The 17,656-nt window shown below is 62.7% G+C and carries 16 protein-coding genes and 1 tRNA gene; 8 read left to right on the forward strand and 9 right to left on the reverse strand.

The window, feature by feature from the left end; all coding sequences use genetic code 11:
• Positions 1-153: 153 nt before the first annotated feature.
• The 4 genes from MU516_RS08190 to phaC all read right to left on the reverse strand — a co-directional run bounded on the left by MU516_RS08190 (position 154) and on the right by phaC (position 3,686).
• Positions 154-243, reverse strand: a tRNA-Ser gene (locus tag MU516_RS08190).
• A 39-nt stretch (positions 244-282) separates the two neighbouring features.
• Positions 283-933 carry a polyhydroxyalkanoate synthesis repressor PhaR gene (gene phaR, locus MU516_RS08195; protein WP_260276717.1) on the reverse strand — a complete coding sequence of 217 codons (651 nt, stop codon included), beginning with the start codon at positions 931-933 and terminating at the stop codon, positions 283-285.
• 164 nt (positions 934-1,097) lie between these two features.
• Positions 1,098-1,550, reverse strand: coding sequence for a Phasin (locus tag MU516_RS08200; protein WP_260276718.1), 453 nt, complete (start codon positions 1,548-1,550; stop codon positions 1,098-1,100).
• A gap of 189 nt (positions 1,551-1,739) precedes the next feature.
• Positions 1,740-3,686 carry a class I poly(R)-hydroxyalkanoic acid synthase gene (gene phaC / locus MU516_RS08205; RefSeq protein ID WP_425606827.1) on the reverse strand — a complete coding sequence of 649 codons (1,947 nt, stop codon included), beginning with the start codon at positions 3,684-3,686 and terminating at the stop codon, positions 1,740-1,742.
• Positions 3,687-4,080: 394 nt separating this feature from the next.
• On the opposite strand from phaC, the gene phaZ reads away from it, so the two are divergent.
• Both phaZ and MU516_RS08215 read left to right on the forward strand, forming a co-directional pair.
• Positions 4,081-5,424: a polyhydroxyalkanoate depolymerase gene (phaZ, locus tag MU516_RS08210; RefSeq protein ID WP_425606828.1), complete on the forward strand. Its 1,344-nt coding sequence runs from the start codon at positions 4,081-4,083 to the stop codon at positions 5,422-5,424.
• Between the two features lie 68 nt (positions 5,425-5,492).
• Positions 5,493-5,975 (forward strand): pyridoxamine 5'-phosphate oxidase family protein, encoded by a 483-nt coding sequence (locus MU516_RS08215; protein WP_260276719.1) that lies wholly within the window; start codon positions 5,493-5,495, stop codon positions 5,973-5,975.
• 38 nt (positions 5,976-6,013) lie between these two features.
• Here MU516_RS08215 and MU516_RS08220 read toward each other — a convergent pair whose 3' ends face one another.
• Positions 6,014-6,763 (reverse strand): alpha/beta hydrolase, encoded by a 750-nt coding sequence (locus tag MU516_RS08220; protein WP_260276720.1) that lies wholly within the window; start codon positions 6,761-6,763, stop codon positions 6,014-6,016.
• A gap of 184 nt (positions 6,764-6,947) precedes the next feature.
• Here MU516_RS08220 and thrS point away from each other — a divergent pair, with 184 nt between their 5' ends.
• The 5 genes from thrS (at position 6,948) to MU516_RS08245 (ending at position 12,812) form a co-directional block, all read left to right on the forward strand.
• The gene (gene thrS / locus MU516_RS08225) at positions 6,948-8,894 is read left to right on the forward strand and encodes a threonine--tRNA ligase (protein WP_260276721.1); all 1,947 of its coding nucleotides are present in this window, start codon (positions 6,948-6,950) and stop codon (positions 8,892-8,894) included.
• A gap of 210 nt (positions 8,895-9,104) precedes the next feature.
• Positions 9,105-9,311 (forward strand): cold-shock protein, encoded by a 207-nt coding sequence (locus MU516_RS08230; protein WP_209055351.1) that lies wholly within the window; start codon positions 9,105-9,107, stop codon positions 9,309-9,311.
• Between the two features lie 136 nt (positions 9,312-9,447).
• Positions 9,448-10,914, forward strand: a complete 1,467-nt coding sequence (locus tag MU516_RS08235) for a class I adenylate-forming enzyme family protein (RefSeq protein WP_260276722.1) — start codon at positions 9,448-9,450, stop codon at positions 10,912-10,914.
• A complete protein-coding gene (locus MU516_RS08240; protein ID WP_260276723.1) occupies positions 10,911-11,528 on the forward strand; it encodes a DsbA family oxidoreductase in 618 nt (205 codons plus the stop codon). The genes MU516_RS08235 and MU516_RS08240 overlap by 4 nt, the downstream gene beginning before the upstream one ends.
• A 63-nt stretch (positions 11,529-11,591) precedes the next feature.
• On the forward strand, positions 11,592-12,812 hold the full coding sequence (locus MU516_RS08245) for a multidrug effflux MFS transporter (protein ID WP_260276725.1): 1,221 nt from the start codon (positions 11,592-11,594) through the stop codon (positions 12,810-12,812).
• Here MU516_RS08245 and MU516_RS08250 read toward each other — a convergent pair.
• From MU516_RS08250 to MU516_RS08265, 4 genes are all read right to left on the reverse strand, one after another.
• Positions 12,771-13,376, reverse strand: coding sequence for an AAA family ATPase (locus tag MU516_RS08250; RefSeq protein ID WP_260277008.1), 606 nt, complete (start codon positions 13,374-13,376; stop codon positions 12,771-12,773). The genes MU516_RS08245 and MU516_RS08250 overlap by 42 nt on opposite strands.
• 77 nt (positions 13,377-13,453) lie before the next feature.
• A complete protein-coding gene (locus tag MU516_RS08255) occupies positions 13,454-14,227 on the reverse strand; it encodes an ATP-binding cassette domain-containing protein (protein ID WP_260276726.1) in 774 nt (257 codons plus the stop codon).
• Entirely contained in the window at positions 14,224-15,279 is a 1,056-nt protein-coding gene (locus MU516_RS08260; RefSeq protein WP_209055356.1) for an ABC transporter permease, read from the reverse strand. The genes MU516_RS08255 and MU516_RS08260 overlap by 4 nt, the downstream gene beginning before the upstream one ends.
• A gap of 92 nt (positions 15,280-15,371) precedes the next feature.
• A complete protein-coding gene (locus tag MU516_RS08265) occupies positions 15,372-16,400 on the reverse strand; it encodes a sugar ABC transporter substrate-binding protein (protein ID WP_425606829.1) in 1,029 nt (342 codons plus the stop codon).
• A 121-nt stretch (positions 16,401-16,521) separates the two neighbouring features.
• Here MU516_RS08265 and MU516_RS08270 point away from each other — a divergent pair, with 121 nt between their 5' ends.
• The gene (locus MU516_RS08270; protein WP_260276728.1) at positions 16,522-17,634 is read left to right on the forward strand and encodes an ROK family transcriptional regulator; all 1,113 of its coding nucleotides are present in this window, start codon (positions 16,522-16,524) and stop codon (positions 17,632-17,634) included.
• The last annotated feature ends 22 nt before the right edge of the window (positions 17,635-17,656 follow it).

Below are 17,656 nucleotides of genomic sequence, written 5' to 3' on the forward strand. Positions count from 1 at the left end.
AGGTTCGCTCGAACAGAGACGGAGCGCCGTTCAGAGCCCGGAATAGGCCCGGCGCGCGGTCTCAGAGGTTCGCATGGGGGAAGCAAAGCCCTTTGAAAACACGACTATTTCCGCGCCGCGATGGGCGCCTGTCCGTGTTCGCAACAGGGATGATGGCGGAGCGAGAGGGATTCGAACCCTCGAGACGGTTTCCCGCCTACACACTTTCCAGGCGTGCGCCTTCGACCACTCGGCCACCGCTCCGACGGCGCCGGTCTAGCGGGTGACGCAAAGGCGTGCAAGTCAGAGATTTGAAATTCGCTTCTGAAGCTCGGCCAATTGACGGCGTATCTCGTCCATGTCTTGCTGATCGGACGCGTCGGCGACGTAGGACTTCACGCCCGACTTGGCGGCGCCATCAGGTCCAGGATGGGAACGGGGTTCATTCTGCCCTGCCCTCCCGGACGCCTGTTCCGAGTCCAGATCCTCGGGTTCGGGGCCCGAAGCGCCGCCGTGCCAGCCCCCCATCATGGCCTTGAGGAACATGCGCTGCTGGCGCTGCATGGCGTCGAAGCCCGGCATCTTGGCCATCGGGTTCGGAATTGTCGCCATGTTCTCCATCAGCTTGGACTGGCCATCGCGCAACATCTCGAAGCTGGCGGCCAGGAACTGCGGCACCACGGATTGGGCACTGGTGGTATAGCTGCGCACCAGATCGGTCAGCACGTCTATCGGCAGGACATTCTCGCCCCTGCCCTCGTGCTCGGCGATGATCTGCAACAGGTACTGCCGGGTCAGATCGTCGCCCGACTTCAGATCGACGATCTTCACCTCGCGACCATCGCGGATGAAGGACGCGATATCGTCCAGCGTCACATAGTCACTGGTTTCGGTATTATAGAGCCGCCGACTGGCATATCTCTTTATCAGCAGCGGCTTGGCGTCTGCGGGCATTTTCGGCCCCTCTTGCATTTCCTTTCGTGCATGATGGGTGCAGCACCGCGAAAAGGCAAAGAAAAATTATGCGCTGCCCGGCGGTTGCGCCCCGCCGCCCCTTCGCCACGAAAAAAGGGGACGGTCACCCGCCCCCTTTCAGTGCTTCTACGCTGTAGCTGCGATTACTTCGCGGCAGCGCTGCTGGCTTTCTTGACAGCAGCTTGGGTGTCGCGCGTTGCCTTTTCGGCAGCTTTCTGCACGTCCGAGGACATGTCCTTGCCGGCGGTCAGCATCAGATCGACCGTGTCCATCTGGACCTTCTTCGCGACTTCGGCGAAGGCGGCCATGTGTTCGGCAGCCACTTCAGCCGAGGCCGAAGCATAGTCGCTGAACGACTTGGCGTACTCGGAAGGCTCTTCCTTCACGACGGCCAGCTCGCCCATGCGCGAAATGCTATCCTTGGCCCACTGGGCCGAAATCTCGGTCGAACGCTCGGCGGCGGTCAGGGCCACTTTGGCCAGACGCTCGCCCAGGGCGCTTTGCGATTTCATGGCGTCCTGCATCGACGAGGTGTCGATCGGGAAGTTCGCCATCATGTCCTGCATCGTCTTGGTGAAATCAGGGGTCTTTGCCATCTCGGTCACTCCTTTTGTCGCGGCCCCGTTCTTGGGAGGGGTAAGGCTGGCCGCGATCCATTAACGTATCGACAATATGCATGCTGCAGCGCGGCATTTCAACCCCTAATGCTGCGCTGCAGCAAAGAATTCATGCAGCATACGCAGGATCGCGCAAGCCTTTGGCAAAGTTGCATTCAAGACGGCAGTTCAGCCTGCGCGTTCATGAACATAGCTGCCTGGCGCCGGCAGAATCTCGCGTTCCGGCGCCCTTGCCGGCACCATCTTGCCCGCACGCTCGGCCAGCCACTCGCCCCAACGGGGCCACCAGCTGCCTGCAACGAAACCGGCCGATTCGCGCCACGCCTCGTGCCCATGGTCGAAATCCGCGCCGCCGGCATAGTGGCCGTATTTCTTCTTGCTGGGCGGATTGACGATGCCCGCGATGTGCCCGGACTCGGACAGAAGGAAGGTCTTGTCGGGCGCCCCCATCTGCGCGACCCCTTTCCAGCAATCCTTCCACGGCGCAATGTGGTCGCCTTCGCATGCCACGGCGCAGAGCGGCGTCTTGACATCCGACAAATGAAGCCGGTGCCCCATGAGGTCGAAACCATCCGTGGCGAACGCGTTCTTCTGGCACAGAAAGCGCAGATACTGCATCGCCATCCGGCCCGGCAGGTTGGTGCTGTCGCCGTTCCAGAACAGCAGATCGAATGCCGGCGGCGTCTCGCCCAGCATGTAGCTGCGCACTGCCGGCCCCCAGACCAGATCATTCGCCCTCAGGAAGCTCATCGTGCGGGACATCAGTTGGGCGCGCAGCAGGCCGTGGCGCTGCACCTCTTCCGCGATGCCGTTGACGAAATCATCCTGCAGGAAGGTCGTGAACTCTCCCTGGTCCGAGAAATCCGTCAGTGTGGTGAACAGGGTCGCGGCATTGACACGATCGTCGCCGCGCTTGTTCAACAGCGCCAGTGTCAGTGCCAGCGTAGTTCCCGCAATGCAGTATCCCACCACGTTCAGCCTGGGCTGGCCGGTCAGTTCGCGGACCTTGTCCATCGCATCCAGATAGGCGTCGATATAGTCCTCCATGCCGATATCGGCATAGCTGGTGTCCGGGTTCTTCCAACTGACCACGAACAGCGTATGGCCCTGATCCAGCAGCCAGCGGATCATGCTGTTCTGCGGCTTCAGATCGAGAATGTAGAACTTGTTGATCCAGGGCGGGAAGATCATCAGCGGCAGTTCGTGAACCTGATCCGTCGTCGGCTTGTACTGGATCAGTTCCAGAAGCGGGGTCCTGTGCACGACGCTGCCCTCGGCGGTGCCGATGTTTTCGCCCACGGTGAAGGCATCCGTATCGGCCAGGGACACGATCATCTCGCCGCCGTGCTGCTCGACATCTCGCACCAGGTTTTCCAGCCCGCGCACAAGGCTTTCGCCCTCGGTCTCGATGGCCTTTTCCAGCGCGTCCGGATTGGTCGCCAGGAAATTCGTGGGGGACATCATGTCGACGACCTGCTTCGTCATCCAGTCCACCCTGCGCCGGGCGACCTGATCGGGCAATTCCAGTTCGGCAGAGGCATCCTGCAGCGCGCGCGCGTTGATCAGATACTGGTTCTTGACGAAGTTGAAGTAAGGATGGCTTTGCCAAAGCGGGTTCTGAAACCGCTTGTCCGCCGGCGCATCATCATCGGGGGCGGTCAGCTGTCCGCGTGCAAGCGCAAGCTGGGCCCGTGTGTAGTGCTTCAGCGTTTCGCCCCAATAGGACACCTGCTGTTCGATCACGCGCGCCGGCTGTTCGGCCAGCGCCTTCATCCACGCCCCCGCAGCCGTCATCATTAACTCGGGCCCCGGCGCCTCGACGCCCGGATTGGGCAGCGCGCGTTCACCCAGCGCGGTCACCAGTCGATGACCCAAGGCCTCGATACGCTCGATATTCTCGGCAAGTCTGCGGGCGGTCGGCGCGCCGCCCGCCATGAACATCGCTTCGGCGGCCTCGGCAGCAGTCTGTGCACCAGAACCGGCGTCGGGCGTTTCATCTGCTTGCCGCGCCTCTGCCTCGCTTGCAGCCGATGACGCGGCCTTTGTGACCGCGGGCTCGGCCTTGGGTCGCGCGGTCTTTCGGGTTCGCGCTGGCCTCCCGGCTTCTTGCTGCATCGCAGCATCGACCGCTTCGCTGGCCTTCGCCGTTGTCGTCGGCGCAGAAACTGCAGCGCGACTCCGGGGTTTGGAGGCCGGTTTCGGCGATGTCGCTGCGGTTGCCTTCTTGGCGTCCGACCCACGGCGTCGCGTGGCTTTCGCACCTGCTTCCACGTTGCCATTATCTTCAGGCTTCAAAGGCTTTCCAGAAGTCGCTTTTCGGCCAGTCTGACGAGTTGGCTTCTTTCCCGTCGGGCCCGTCTCGCTTGCCATATCGCAATTCTCCCCCTAGAAACACTATGATCATACGCGCAGGGCAGGCGCAGGGTAAACCCGGCTTATGCCGACACCTACACCCTTCACCCGCCACACGAAACGCGCTGCGGCGCAGCAAATGGTGGATCGAATGCCGATGAAAGGAATCAAGGGAATCGTGTCCTACGACGCGATGGAAACGATTCGGAACACCAACGAATGGCTGGGCGCCACCGCACGCGCCCTTGGGTCGTATCCCGCATTCGCGCTGATCCCCCACCCTGCCATCAAGGTTCTCAGCGCCTGGGGCCGCGTCACCGAACGCAGCTTCTCGCGCATGGTCATCAAGCCTGACTGGGAAATCCCCCCCATCGCCGGCGAAGACGGCCAGGATCACATCGTCTATGTCGAGCCGGTGATGCGCCGGGCCTTCGGCGATCTGATCCATTTCCGCGTCGCCCGGCGCGAGACCAGTCCGCGCAAGGTGCTGCTTGTCGCGCCCATGTCGGGGCACTACGCCACCTTGATGCGGTCCACCGTCACGTCGCTTCTTCCCGATTGCGAAGTTTATGTCACCGATTGGCACAACGCCCGCGATATCCCTGTCAGCGAAGGCAAGTTCGATATCGAGGACTATACAAGTTATCTGGTCGACTTCATCAAGCATCTCGGGCCTGACACCAATGTCGTCGCCGTCTGCCAACCGGCACCGCTGGCATTGGCCGCAACCGCAATGCTTGCCGAGGAAGATCCCGGTTCGCAGCCGCGAACCCTGACGCTGATCGGGGGACCGGTCGATCCGGACGCCGCCGCGACCGAGGTCACGGATTTCGGCAATCGCATGACGATGGGCGAGCTAGAGCATCTTGCCATCCAGTCCGTCGGCTTCAAGTATCGCGGTGCCGGACGCATGGTCTATCCAGGGCTTGCGCAGCTGTCCTCCTTCATCGCCATGAACGCCGAGACGCATGCGCGCGCCTTCATCGACAAGATTTTCAATGAGGCCCGCGGAACCGCCACCGAAGGCGACAGGCACAACAGATTCTATGACGAATACCTGGCCGTCATGGACATGACGGCCGAGTTTTATCTTTCCACGGTCGAGCGGATCTTCAAGAACCTGGAAATCGCGCAGAACCGTTTCACGGTGAACGGCAATCCCGTCGATATCGGCAAGATCAGCGATGTCGCAATCATGACCGTGGAAGGCAGCAATGATGACATCTCGGCGCCCGGACAGTGTGTTGCCGCGCTGGATCTGTGCACCGGCGTTCCAGCCGAAAAGAAGCAGCAGCATCTGGAACCAGGCGCGGGTCACTATGGCATTTTCGCCGGCAAATCCTGGCGTCTGAATATTCGGCCGCTGGTGCTGGACTTCATCGACGAGAACATGGCGGTGCCGGATTCGATCAGACCCAAGCGTCGGCGCGCACGCGGAGGGACAGCCGCGGATTGCGGTGCCAGCGATCCTGTTGGCGACAGCGGCAAGATTGCCGTCTGATCGCGGGAACCCGGCCCTGAGGAAAAAGTTGATCCCCGAAGCCGCCTCACGCGGCACGGAGATCGAACATGACCGACACTCAGGATCTGCATAAGGCTTTTTGGGATCGTCTGGACAGCCTTAATGCCGGGATGCTGGGCCTGTCCGATGACAGACGCTTCATCCCGATGTCACACTACACTGATCGCGACGCTGGCAAGCTGTGGTTCATCACCGCCAAGGAAACCGACTTGGCCAGGTCCCTTGCCGGGTCGGAACGCGATGCAATGCACATTGTCTGCGACAGCGGCGAGGGATTGTTCGCGCGGATCGAAGGGCGTCTTTCATTGGTCGATGATCCGGCAAAGCTGGACGAATTGTGGAACGCGGTCGCGTCCAGCTGGTTCGAGGATGGCCGCCACGACAGCGACATCCAGTTGCTGCGGTTCAATATTGCGACGGCCGAGACATGGATCACGGGCGGCAGCGTGGCGTTCCTATACCAGATCGCCAAATCCAAGGCGACAGGCGACAAACCCGACCTGGGCGAACATGTCACGCTGAACTTCTGAGCGGCGACCGATCTTGCGCGGACAGCGCCGTAATCGGATCAGCCTGTGCCGTCAGGCAGATCCTCGATCGTCCGGGTTATCAGATCGAGGCATTCGGGTGTCGAGAACCGGTGATCCGCGCCTTTCACAAGGGTCAGCCGAAGGTCATCCGCGTCGGCATGATCCAGCAATTGCATGGCCCATGACACCGGCACATCGTCGTCTGCGGTGCCTTGCAGCAACCTGACAGGAAACGGCAGGCGCAACGGACCGTTCAGAACCAGGTGATCGCGGCCATCCTCGATCAGCCGGCGGGTGATGACATAGGGCTGGTCGTCGTAGTCGCTTGGCAGTTCCAGCCGGCCCTGCGCCATCAGGGTGGCACGCTGCGTGTCATCGAATCCCGCCCAGAACCCCCGCTCGGTGAAATCAGGCGCGGCTGCCACGGTGATCAGCCCGGCAACGCGCTGCGGCAGCGCCCGCGCGATCAGCAGGCTGATCCATCCGCCCATGCTGGACCCGACCAGCAGCTGCGGCCCGTCGGTCAAGGCCTCGATCACGGCGCGGGCATCGTCCGCCCATTCGCCGATACAACCTTCCTCGAAGCTGCCACTGCTGTCGCCATGCCCGGAATAGTCGAAGCGCAGGAAGGCGCGGCCCGAACGCTCGGCCCAATTTTGCAGATGCATCGCCTTGGTGCCGGTCATGTCGGATTTGAACCCGCCCAGAAACACCACCCCCGGCCCCCGGCCCGCAAGCGTGTGATAGGCGATCCGGCGACCGTCGCGCGTGGTCAGAAATTCGCTCATGCTGTTGTCTCCGTCTCTGTCGTCCCGCCAAGGGGGTCGGAGCCAGTGATACGCGATCCTGTGGCCGAACAGAACCGCTATGCCGCCCCTGTTCTTGACAGCCGGCGCGCCCGGGTTCATGACAGCCACCGACATAACCCGCAGCCGGGCGTTCCGTGGGCGCCAAACCGACGAGGAGGACTTGATGTCCCAGATTTCCCTGACCTTTCCCGATGGCAATTCGCGCGATTATCCCGCCGGCATCACCGCCGCCGAGGTCGCCGAAAGCATCGCGCCGAGCCTTGCGAAACGCGCCATTTCCGCCAGTCTGGATGGCCGCCATGTGGATCTGGCGTGGCCGATCGGCGAAAGCGGCAGCATCGCGATCCACACCATGAAGGACGAGGCGCAGGCACTGGAACTGATCCGCCACGACTTTGCCCATGTCATGGCGCGTGCCGTTCAGGACATCTGGCCCGATGTGAAGGTCACCATCGGCCCTGTGCGCGATCATGGCTGGTTCTATGATTTCGACCGCGCCGAGCCGTTCACGCCGGAAGACCTTGGCCAGATTGAGGCCAGGATGAAGCAGATCATCGCCGCGCGCGATCCGGTCCGCACCGAAGTCTGGGATCGCGACCGCGCCATCGCGCACTACAAGGCGGCGGGAGAGCCGTTCAAGCTGGAGTTGATCGACCGCATCCCCGAGGGCGAGGATCTGCGGATGTACTGGCACGGCGACTGGCAGGATCTGTGCCGCGGCCCGCATCTGCAGCATACCGGCCAATTGCCGGCCGATGCCTTCAAGTTGACACATATCGCCGGCGCCTATTGGCTGGGCGACGCCAGCCGCCCGATGCTGCAGCGCATCTATGGCGTGGCGTTCCGCAACAAGGACGACCTCAAGGCGCATCTGCACATGCTGGAAGAGGCCGCCAAGCGCGATCACCGCAAGCTGGGCCGCGAGATGGACCTGTTCCATATGCAGGAAGAAGCGCCGGGCCAGATCTTCTGGCACCCGAACGGCTGGAACATCTATGTCACGCTGCAGGACTACATGCGCCGCAAGCAGCGCGCCGACGGCTACGTCGAAGTCAACACGCCCCAGGTGGTCAGCCGGAAATTGTGGGAAGAATCAGGCCACTGGGACAACTATCAGGAAAACATGTTCATCGTCGAAGTCGATGAGGAACACGCCAAGACCAAGACCATCAACGCGCTGAAGCCGATGAACTGCCCCTGCCACGTGCAGGTCTTCAATCACGGACTGAAATCCTATCGCGACCTGCCCCTGCGCATGGCCGAATTTGGGTCCTGCAACCGCTATGAGCCGTCGGGCGCGCTGCACGGCATCATGCGGGTGCGCGGCTTTACCCAGGACGACGCGCATATCTTCTGCACCGAGGACCAGATCGAAGCCGAGACCAAGAAGTTCATCGACTTCCTGGCCGGGATCTATGCCGATCTGGGCTTCGAAGGCTGGCGCATCAAGCTGTCCACCCGTCCCGAAAAGCGCATCGGATCCGAGGAAAGCTGGGACCGGGCCGAGTCGGCGCTTGGCAATGCCTGCAAGGCCGCTGGCCATGATTTCACGATCTTTCCGGGCGAAGGTGCCTTCTACGGCCCCAAGCTGGAATTCGTGCTGACCGATGCGATCGGGCGCGACTGGCAATGCGGCACGTTGCAGGTGGACCCGAACCTGCCCGAACGGCTTGATGCGGAATATGTCGGCCAGGACGGCGCCAAGCACCGTCCGATCATGCTGCACCGCGCGGTGCTGGGCAGTTTCGAACGCTTCATCGGCATCCTGATCGAGAACAGCGCCGGCAAGCTGCCGTTCTGGCTGGCGCCGCGCCAGGTCGTCGTCGCCTCGATCGTTTCGGACGCGGATGACTATGTCGCCGAGGTGGTCAGGATGCTGCGCGAAGCAGGGATCCGCGCCGAGGCCGACACAAGGAACGAGAAGATCAACTACAAGGTCCGCGAGCATTCGGTGGCGAAAGTGCCCGCAATCCTTGCCATCGGCATGAAAGAAGTGGAAGATCGGTCCGTGTCGATGCGTCGGCTGGACAGCCAGGGCAGTCGCACATTGTCGCTTGCCGAAGTGACGGAATTGCTGAAAGTCGAGGCCACGCCACCCGATCTGCGCTGAAAAGTGCCGATGTTATGCAAGTTTCACGTCCGCAGGGCAGTCTGCGGGCGTTTCCTGCTTGCGTTTCTTGATGATTCGTTCATCCTCACCCCTGCGTGAGCGAAGACTTTCTACCGCCTCCCTTCGAAGATGGGCAGCCGGAAGACCGAAAGCGGGCTGCACGGCCTGACGCAATCCTGCGTCGGGAGAGACTTGAAGGAGAGAACGGTTATGGCGACCGGAACGGTGAAATGGTTCAACGCCACCAAGGGCTTTGGATTTATTGCCCCCGATGAGGGCGGCAAGGATGTCTTCGTGCATATCTCGGCGGTTGAACGCGCCGGGCTGACTGGACTGCAGGACAACCAGAAGATCTCGTACGAGCTGCAGTCGGGACGTGACGGCCGCGCCTCGGCAAGCGATCTGAAGCTGCTCTGATCCAGCCTGACAGCACACATGACGGCCCGCCCGCGCGGGCCGTTTTTCGTTGATCCGACCTGCCGCCTGACACGCCGCCACCACGGAACAGGCATGTTTGCCCCCAAAGCGCGCGAGGTCCGCAAGGAGATCGGTCGTGAACCTGGCAGAAGAAGTGCTGCGCGCGGGCAGCGCGCATCCCGAAAAGCTTGCATTGTCGATCATCGGTCCCGCGCGGGCCGAACGTTGGTCCTATTCCCGGCTGATTTCGGCGGTACGCGGCACGGCGACTGGACTGCTGCGCGCAGGGCTGAAACCAGGCGACCGAATGTTGATGCGCCTGGGAAACCGTCCGGCATTTCCGGTCGCCTATCTTGGCGCGATCACCGCCGGGATCGTGCCGATACCGACATCCGCGATGCTGACCAAGCGCGAGATCACGGCACTGGCGGACGAGACAGCCCCGGCACTGGTGGTCGCTGGCGGCGGAATCGCTCTGCCCGACCATCCCGCGCCGGTTCTGGACGAAGCTGCGCTGGCCGGATTTGCCGATCTTGCACCCGCCGGTTTCGCGCAATCCGACCCTGACGGATTGGCCTATATCGTCTATACCTCCGGCAGTTCCGGCAGGCCCCGTGCAGTCATGCACGCGCATCGCGCGATCATGGCGCGCCGGATGATGTTTCAGGGCTGGTACGGCCTGACGTCGCGCGACCGAATGCTGCACGCCGGTGCCTTCAACTGGACCTTCACGCTGGGAACCGGTTTGCTGGACCCGTGGACGGTCGGCGCGACCGCACTGATCCCGGCCGAAGGCACATCGCTGGAACAGATCCCGCTGCTCGCCGCGCGACATGGCGCGACGATGCTTGCGGGCGCGCCGGGCGTCTTTCGCCGCCTACTGCGGGCGGACTGGCGACCGATCCCGACCTTGCGCCATGGGCTTGCTGCGGGCGAGCGGCTGGACCCGGCGCTGCGCGCGGACTGGCAGACAAGGACCGGCACTGATCTGCATGAAGCGATGGGCGCGTCCGAGATTTCGACCTTCGTCTCGGGCAGCCCGGATCACCCTGCACCATCGGGAACCGCCGGTTTCCCGCAGGCAGGGCGCAATGTCGCCATCCTCTCCGATGACGGTCAGCCGACACCGCCGGGGCAGCCCGGCGCGCTTGCGGTGCGTCGTGACGATCCGGGCCTGTTTCTGGGTTACCTGGATCAGCCCGACGAAACTCGCGCACGATTTCTGGGCGACTGGTTCCTGACCGGGGATCAGGCGCGGATGGACGCTTCGGGCGCAATCGTCGTCTTGGGGCGTCAGGACGACATCATGAACGCGGGCGGGTTCCGCGTCGCCCCGGCAGAGATCGAGGAATTTCTGGCCAGCCACCCCGACGCCGGAGATGTCGCCGCGATCGAATTGCCGGTGGGTCCGGGAAACAGCATCATCGCGGTGTTCTGGACCGGCCCCGCCGTCCCGTCCGATCTGCGCGCACTGGCCGAATCCGGCTTGGCGCGATACAAGCATCCGCGCGACTACATCCGGCTGGACGCCCTGCCCCGGACGCCAACCGGCAAGATCAACCGCCGCGCCCTGCGCGAACAATACCGCAAGGACCGAACATGATCCCGCTGGACATCTTCGCCGATCCCGTCTGCCCGTGGTGCCTGATCGGAAAGCTGGAACTTGATCGCGCACTGGAAAGCCGCCCCGACCATCCGTTTGCAGTCGCATGGCATCCGTTCCGGCTGAACCCGCAAATGCCACCGGGCGGCATGGATCGCATCGAATACCTCAGGGCCAAGCTGGGCGACGATGTGGAGCAGGCTGCCCGTTCCGTCGCTGAACGGGCTGCCGGGTTGGGACTGACGCTGAACCCCTCCTCGCGAGAGCCGGACACGACCGACGCGCACCGTCTGATGCACTGGGCGGGGCTGGAAGGCGCCCAAAGCCGGGTGATGTCGGGACTGTTGCGCGCCCACTGGCAAGAGGCGCGTGACATCGGTGATGCGTCTGTGCTGGCCGACATCGCCGGCGTTGCGGGATTGGACCGAGCCATGATCACGCATCTGCTGGAGGGCGACGCCGACCGCGAGGAAATTGCGCTGCGCGAAAACCATGCGCGGGAACGCGGTATCTCGTCGGTGCCGACCTTCATCGTCGCCAATCATCATGCCGTATCCGGTGCGCAGCCTGCAGCCCTGTGGCAGCAGGTCGTAGACGAGTTGACGGGCGCCTGACCCAATACTTGCACAACGTGCAAAATGCGACTAAGGCCATCACCTGACCGATAGGTGTTTCCGATGTCTCATGCCGCTTCCTTTCAGCAGACGCCGCTGCGCCGTCTGCCCATGCCCGAATTCATCGCGATGCTGGCTTTCCTTTTTGCCACGATCGCGTTCTCGATCGATGCGATGCTGCCGGCGCTGCCTGATATCGCCGCCGAACTGACGCCCGACAACGTCAACCGTGCGCAGCTGATCCTGACGGTCTTCGTCGCGGGAATGGGCGTGGGCACGCTGTTCGCCGGTCCCATATCCGACGCAATCGGGCGCAAGCGGGCCATCACGATCGGCTTCGGGATCTACGCCGCCGCGACGGTAGTTGCGATCTTCGCCAACTCGATCGAAATGCTGCTGGTGGCGCGTTTCGTTCAGGGGCTTGGTGCATCGGGTCCACGGATTGTCGGCCTTGCGCTTGTGCGCGATCTTTACGCCGGACGCGAGATGGCGCGGATCACCAGCTTCGTGATGATGGTCTTCATCATCGTGCCCGCCCTTGCCCCCTCGATCGGCGCGGGCATGATCTATCTGGCTGGCTGGCATGGCGTGTTCATCGGCTTCTTGCTGTTCGCGCTGATCGGTTGCAGCTGGCTTAACTTGCGCCAGGCCGAAACGCTGCTGCCCGAGCGCCGCCGTCCGCTGCGCGCAGGTCCCCTGCGCGAGGCCGCCCGCGAGGTGCTGACCAGCCGCCATGTCATGTTGTGCACGCTGATCCTGACGCTGGGATTCGGCCAGATGTTCGGGCTTCTGTCATCGGCCCAACAACTGTTCGGCGAGGCTTACGGCAAGGGCGATGCGTTCCCGGCCTGGTTCGCGGCGATGGCGCTGCTTTCTGGATCGGGCACGATCCTGAACGCGACCTTCGTCACCCGGTTCGGGATGCGCCGGATCGCGAAATGGGCATACATCATGCAGACCTGCGTCAGCGCCACCATGCTGATCTTGCTGCTGAGCGGGGCGCTGCCCCCGGCACTGCATTTTCCGGCGTTCTTCGTCTGGTGCGTCAGCGTGTTCTTCATGGCTGGTGTGACATTCGGGAACCTGAACGCGCTGGCATTGCAATATATGGGCCATATCGCGGGGATGGCCGCATCCATCGTCGCCGCGATCTCGACCGTGCTTGCGACCCTGATCGCGGCACCGGTCGGTCAGCTTTACAACGGGACCGCCCTGCCGGTCGTTGCGGCGACGCTGATCTGTTCAGGCCTCGCCTGGTTCATGATGCGCTTTCTGACCGACTAGCGTCACGTCGGCGGCGCGTGATTGCGCCGCCACCAGCCGCGCATTGCGAAGGTCATTTTCAAGATGCGCGGCCACGGCATCGGGCGACTTGCCCAGACCTTGCCAGCGTTGCGTCAACCGGCGCCGCAATTCGTCCTCGGGCACGTTCAGCGACACTGTCAAATCATATTCGACCCGATTCCACGGGCTTTGGTCCAGCAGCAGATAGTTGCCTTCGATCACAATGACCCGATCCGTGTCGCGAACCACCCCCGCACCCGCGATGGCGATTTCGCGGCTTCGGTCGAAGACCGGATAGAACACATCGGACCCCGGCACCGCCATACGCGACGCCAGCGCGGCGAACCCGCTGGCATCAAACGTCTCGACGGCGCCTTTGCGGTCACGCAAACCACGCGCATCAAGAATGCGATCATCCAGATGGAAGCCATCCATCGGCACCAATGCCGCCCGATCCAGACGCGCGACCAGCGACGCGGCCAGGGTGGACTTGCCTGATCCGGGCGGTCCGACCACCGCGATGATGACGCGCGGGCCGGACAGGGACAGAAGACGCTGGATCAGCGCCCGACCTTCCCCGGACTCGAAAAAAGTCGCGGCAGGGTCGAAGGACGGGGGGCACAGCCCCCCTTCCCCCCCCGTCACGCAGCCACCCCGTCGGGCAGCTTCGCGCCGGTCATGTAGGCCACCGCATCCGACATTGTGTGCTCTTTGGGGTTGATCACGCAAAGCCGCTTGCCAAGCCGATGGATGTGAATGCGATCGGCCACCTCGAAGACATGCGGCATGTTGTGACTGATCAGCACGATCGGAATACCGCGCGACTTGACGTCAAGGATCAGGTCCAGCACGCGCCGGCTTTCCTTCACCCCCAGCGCCGCGGTCGGCTCGTCCAGGATGATGACGCGGCTGCCGAATGCGGCGGCCCGCGCCACTGCAACGCCCTGACGTTGCCCGCCCGAAAGCGTTTCGACCGGCTGGCTGATGTTCTGGATCGTCATCAGCCCCAGTTCGGACAGCTTGTCGCGGGCGAACTTGTCCATCGCCGGCTTGTCCAGCATGCCGAACCACTTGCCCATGATACCGGGCCTGCGGATTTCGCGACCCATGAACATGTTGTCCGAAATCGACAGGGCGGGCGAAAGGGCCAGCGTCTGATAGACGGTCTCGATCCCTGCCTTGCGTGCGGCCAGCGGGCTATCGAAGCTGACCGGCTTGCCGTTCAGGCGGATCTCGCCCTCGTCGGGTTGCACGGCGCCCGAGACGGCCTTGATGAGGCTGGACTTGCCAGCCCCGTTGTCGCCGATCACAGCCAGGATCTCGCCCGGATAAAGATCGAAATCGGCGTGGTCGATGGCGGTCACCCGGCCATAGCGCTTGACGATGTTACGGGCTGTCAGAAGCGGTTCGGTCATGACGAAATCTTCCTGATCCATTGGTCCACAGCGACGGCGACGATGATCAGCCAGCCGGTTGCAAACAACTGCCACAGAACGTCCACACCGGCGAGGCGCAGACCCGAATTGAAGACGCCGACGATCAGCGCACCGATCAGCGGCCCCATGATCGAACCACGTCCGCCGAACAGCGAGATGCCCCCGATCACCACGGCCGTGATCGATTCAAGATTGGCCTCGAAGAAAGAGGTCGGGCTGACCGATCCGACGCGCCCGATCGACGACCACGCCGCCAGCGCACAGATAAAGCCAGCCGCCATGTAGACCGACAACAGCACGCGCTTGGTCTGGATGCCAGCCAGCGCGGCGGCCTCGGGATCGTCGCCGACGGCATAGACCCGACGCCCCCACGCGGTCTTGTTCAGCGCATACCACAGCACGATGAACACGATCAGCATCAGCACGACGCCATAGGTCAGCACCGCCCCGCCCAGATTGAACCGTTCACCGAAGAACTTCAGCAGCGGCGCCTCGGCATCCAGGGTCTGGCTGCGGATCGTCTCGCGGCCCGACAGATAATAATTCAATGCAAGGAAGATATTCCACGTCCCCAGCGTCGTGATGAAGGGTGGCAGCTTCAGCCGCGTGACAAGCATGCCGTTCAGCGCACCGGTCAGCAGGCCGCAGCCCATGCCCAGAACGATCGCGATGGGAACCGGAATGCCCAGATCAAGGGACAGGCGCCCCATGACCACCGAAATCATCACCATCACCGCACCCACCGACAGGTCGATACCGGCGGTCAGGATCACCAGCGACTGCGCCGCGGCTAGGGTGCCGACCACTGCGACCTGCTGCATGATCAGCGACAGGTTGAAGGCCGAGAAGAAGTTGGGCGAGATCAGCCCGAAAGCGATCAGTGACAGCACCAGCACGATGACCGGCACCATGGTTGGGAAACGGTGCAGGAAATGCTGCACCCGGTCCAGCAGTCCACGAGAATGATGCTCGAATGAGGCGACCGTCTCGCTGGAATTGCGCTCGACCACGGGATCAGGGGCGTCCGACATGGGGCTCTCCGTCCGGATGTGGATGATGGGACGGCGGCGCCTTGCGCCGCCGTCGCTCGACGACAGATAATGGAAGTCTCAGACCCGGGCGATCAGCCCCAGCACTGGTCCAGGCCGTCCTGAACGCTGATCGAGGATACGCCATCGACCGGCTGATCGGTCACAAGATTGACGCCGGTATTGGTGAAATCCAGACCCTCGCTGGCTTCCGGCTTGGTACCGTCCTTGGCAAAGGCGGCAATCGCCTCGATGCCCATGGACGCCATTTTCAGCGGGTATTGCTGAGATGTCGCGCCGATGATGCCTTCCTGCACGTTTTGCACGCCAGGGCAGCCACCGTCGATCGACACGATCAGTGCATCGCCTTCCTTGCCAAAGGATTTGAGCGCCTCATAGGCCCCGGCTGCGGCGGGTTCATTGATCGTATAGACGAGGTTGATGGCGGGATCCTTCTGCATCAGCGCCTCCATGGCCTGACGCCCGCCCTCTTCGTTGCCCGAAGTCACTTCGTGGCCGACGATCCGGGCATCATCCTCGTCACCGATCTGCGCCTTGTCCTTCACGTCGATGCCGAAACCTTCCATGAAGCCCTGATCGCGCAGCACGTCCACCGATGCACCGCGTTCCGACAGGTCGAGAAAGGCAATCTTCGCATCCGCAGCGGCATCGCCCATCTTGCCCTTGGCCCATGCCCCGATCAGCCGACCAGCTTCGTAATTGTCGGTCGCGAAGGTCGCGTCTGCAGCGTCGATCGGATCCAGCGGCGTATCGAGGGCAATCACCAGGACGCCGTTGTCCTGGGCCTGCTTGACGGAATCCACGATCGCCTTGGTATCGGACGCGGTGATCATGATCCCCTTGACGCCCGCCGCGATGCAGCTTTCCATCGCCTGCTGCTGGGTTTCGTGATCGCCGTCGATCTTGCCTGCAAAGGTCATCAGTTCGACCCCAAGTTCCTGCGCCTTGGCGCTAGCACCTTCCTTCATTTTCACGAAGAAGGGGTTGATGTCCGTCTTGGTGATCAGACAGGCCTTAACCGGCTCTTGCGCCTGCGCCAAACCAGCGCCGAGCGCCAGCACGGACGCTGCTGCCGACATACGGAATACGTGCTTCATGTTCATTAGATTTGCTCCTCCACCACAAGCGGGACCTCTGCCCGCCTTGACTTCACAAAGCACGAGAAGATTTCACTTGTCAATAATTCAATTACGTTGATTAATGCAGGAAGGGAGGATCGAGATCATGTTGAACACGCGCATCACGGGCGGAGTCTTCAGCCGGAACGAGCGCCTGATCCTGTCCCTGATCCGCAAGCGCGGTCCGATGCCCCGCGCGGCATTGGCGCAGGCGACCGGGCTGTCCGCCCAGGCGATCACGAATCTCAGCAGAAAGCTGATCGAAAACGGATTTCTTGCCGAGGAAGACGTTGTGCGGGGCAAGGTCGGCCAGCCTTCCACACCCCTCTCTCTGGCGCCTGACGGCGCGCTTTTCATCGGCCTGAAGCTGGGTCGCCGATTGGCTGAACTGGCGCTTGTCGATTTCGCCGGGCAGGTAAAACTTCACCGGCAGGAGATATACCCGTTCCCCGAACCGGACAGGGTCCTGGCCTTCGCCCGCCACGGAATTGCCACATTTCAGTCCAACCTGACCCAGGCAGCACGGGACCGAATCGCCGGTCTGGGCATCGCAACCCCGTTTCGCCTGTGGGACTGGGGCGTCGAGATGGCCGCCTGGCAGGATCACGACCTGCGCGCTGAACTGGCCGCGGAACTACCGTTTCCGGTGTTCCTCGAAAACGACGCAACCACCGCCTGCGGCGCAGAGCTGGTCTTCGGACAACGGCCCCTGCCCGCCGATTTCCTGCACATCTATATTGCGCATTTTCCCGGCGGCGGACTGGTTCTGGACGGCAAGCTTCGCTTCGGCCCCCAACGCAATGCCGCCGCGCTTGGCTCTATCCTGGTGCCCGATGGAGGCCAGCTTCTGGACCGTGCCTCGGTCGCATCACTGGAAACGCGGCTTGGACGGTCGCTTCATCCGGACGATTCGGCGTGGGATGTCCCGGAACGGGTCGAGGCCGAATGGGCCGCCCAGGCGGGCCGCGCCCTGGCCTTTGTTTCCCTGGCTGCTGCATCAATCGTGGATCTTCCGCTTGTGGTGATTGACGGAGCGGTGCCGCATGCGACCCGGACGCGGCTGGTCGAGGCAACGCGCACAGCATTGATCGACATGCCGCGAGAAGGGATCGACCCGCCCGAGGTGATCGAGGGCAGCCTGGGCCGCAATGCCCGCGTCCTGGGTGCCGCTGCACTGCCGCTGTCGCATTTCTTTCAGCCCGACGGCCAGCTTGGCTGAAGCAACATCTGGCATCCGGGCC

It is taken from the genome of Paracoccus maritimus, from assembly GCF_025195095.1.
Taxonomy (GTDB): Bacteria; Pseudomonadota; Alphaproteobacteria; order Rhodobacterales; family Rhodobacteraceae; genus Paracoccus; species Paracoccus maritimus.

What these genes read in the sequence shown, in the direction of transcription:
- MU516_RS08255 (WP_260276726.1), bottom strand. Translation starts at nt 14,227, where the DNA reads ATGACCGAACCGCTTCTGACAGCCCGTAACATCGTCAAGCGCTATGGC.
- MU516_RS08240 (WP_260276723.1), top strand. Translation starts at nt 10,911, where the DNA reads ATGATCCCGCTGGACATCTTCGCCGATCCCGTCTGCCCGTGGTGCCTG.
- thrS (WP_260276721.1), top strand. Translation starts at nt 6,948, where the DNA reads ATGTCCCAGATTTCCCTGACCTTTCCCGATGGCAATTCGCGCGATTAT.
- MU516_RS08200 (WP_260276718.1), bottom strand. Translation starts at nt 1,550, where the DNA reads ATGGCAAAGACCCCTGATTTCACCAAGACGATGCAGGACATGATGGCG.
- MU516_RS08215 (WP_260276719.1), top strand. Translation starts at nt 5,493, where the DNA reads ATGACCGACACTCAGGATCTGCATAAGGCTTTTTGGGATCGTCTGGAC.
- MU516_RS08260 (WP_209055356.1), bottom strand. Translation starts at nt 15,279, where the DNA reads ATGTCGGACGCCCCTGATCCCGTGGTCGAGCGCAATTCCAGCGAGACG.
- phaC (WP_425606827.1), bottom strand. Translation starts at nt 3,686, where the DNA reads ATGCAGCAAGAAGCCGGGAGGCCAGCGCGAACCCGAAAGACCGCGCGA.
- MU516_RS08230 (WP_209055351.1), top strand. Translation starts at nt 9,105, where the DNA reads ATGGCGACCGGAACGGTGAAATGGTTCAACGCCACCAAGGGCTTTGGA.
- MU516_RS08220 (WP_260276720.1), bottom strand. Translation starts at nt 6,763, where the DNA reads ATGAGCGAATTTCTGACCACGCGCGACGGTCGCCGGATCGCCTATCAC.
- phaZ (WP_425606828.1), top strand. Translation starts at nt 4,081, where the DNA reads ATGAAAGGAATCAAGGGAATCGTGTCCTACGACGCGATGGAAACGATT.
- phaR (WP_260276717.1), bottom strand. Translation starts at nt 933, where the DNA reads ATGCCCGCAGACGCCAAGCCGCTGCTGATAAAGAGATATGCCAGTCGG.
- MU516_RS08245 (WP_260276725.1), top strand. Translation starts at nt 11,592, where the DNA reads ATGTCTCATGCCGCTTCCTTTCAGCAGACGCCGCTGCGCCGTCTGCCC.
- MU516_RS08270 (WP_260276728.1), top strand. Translation starts at nt 16,522, where the DNA reads ATGTTGAACACGCGCATCACGGGCGGAGTCTTCAGCCGGAACGAGCGC.
- MU516_RS08265 (WP_425606829.1), bottom strand. Translation starts at nt 16,400, where the DNA reads ATGAACATGAAGCACGTATTCCGTATGTCGGCAGCAGCGTCCGTGCTG.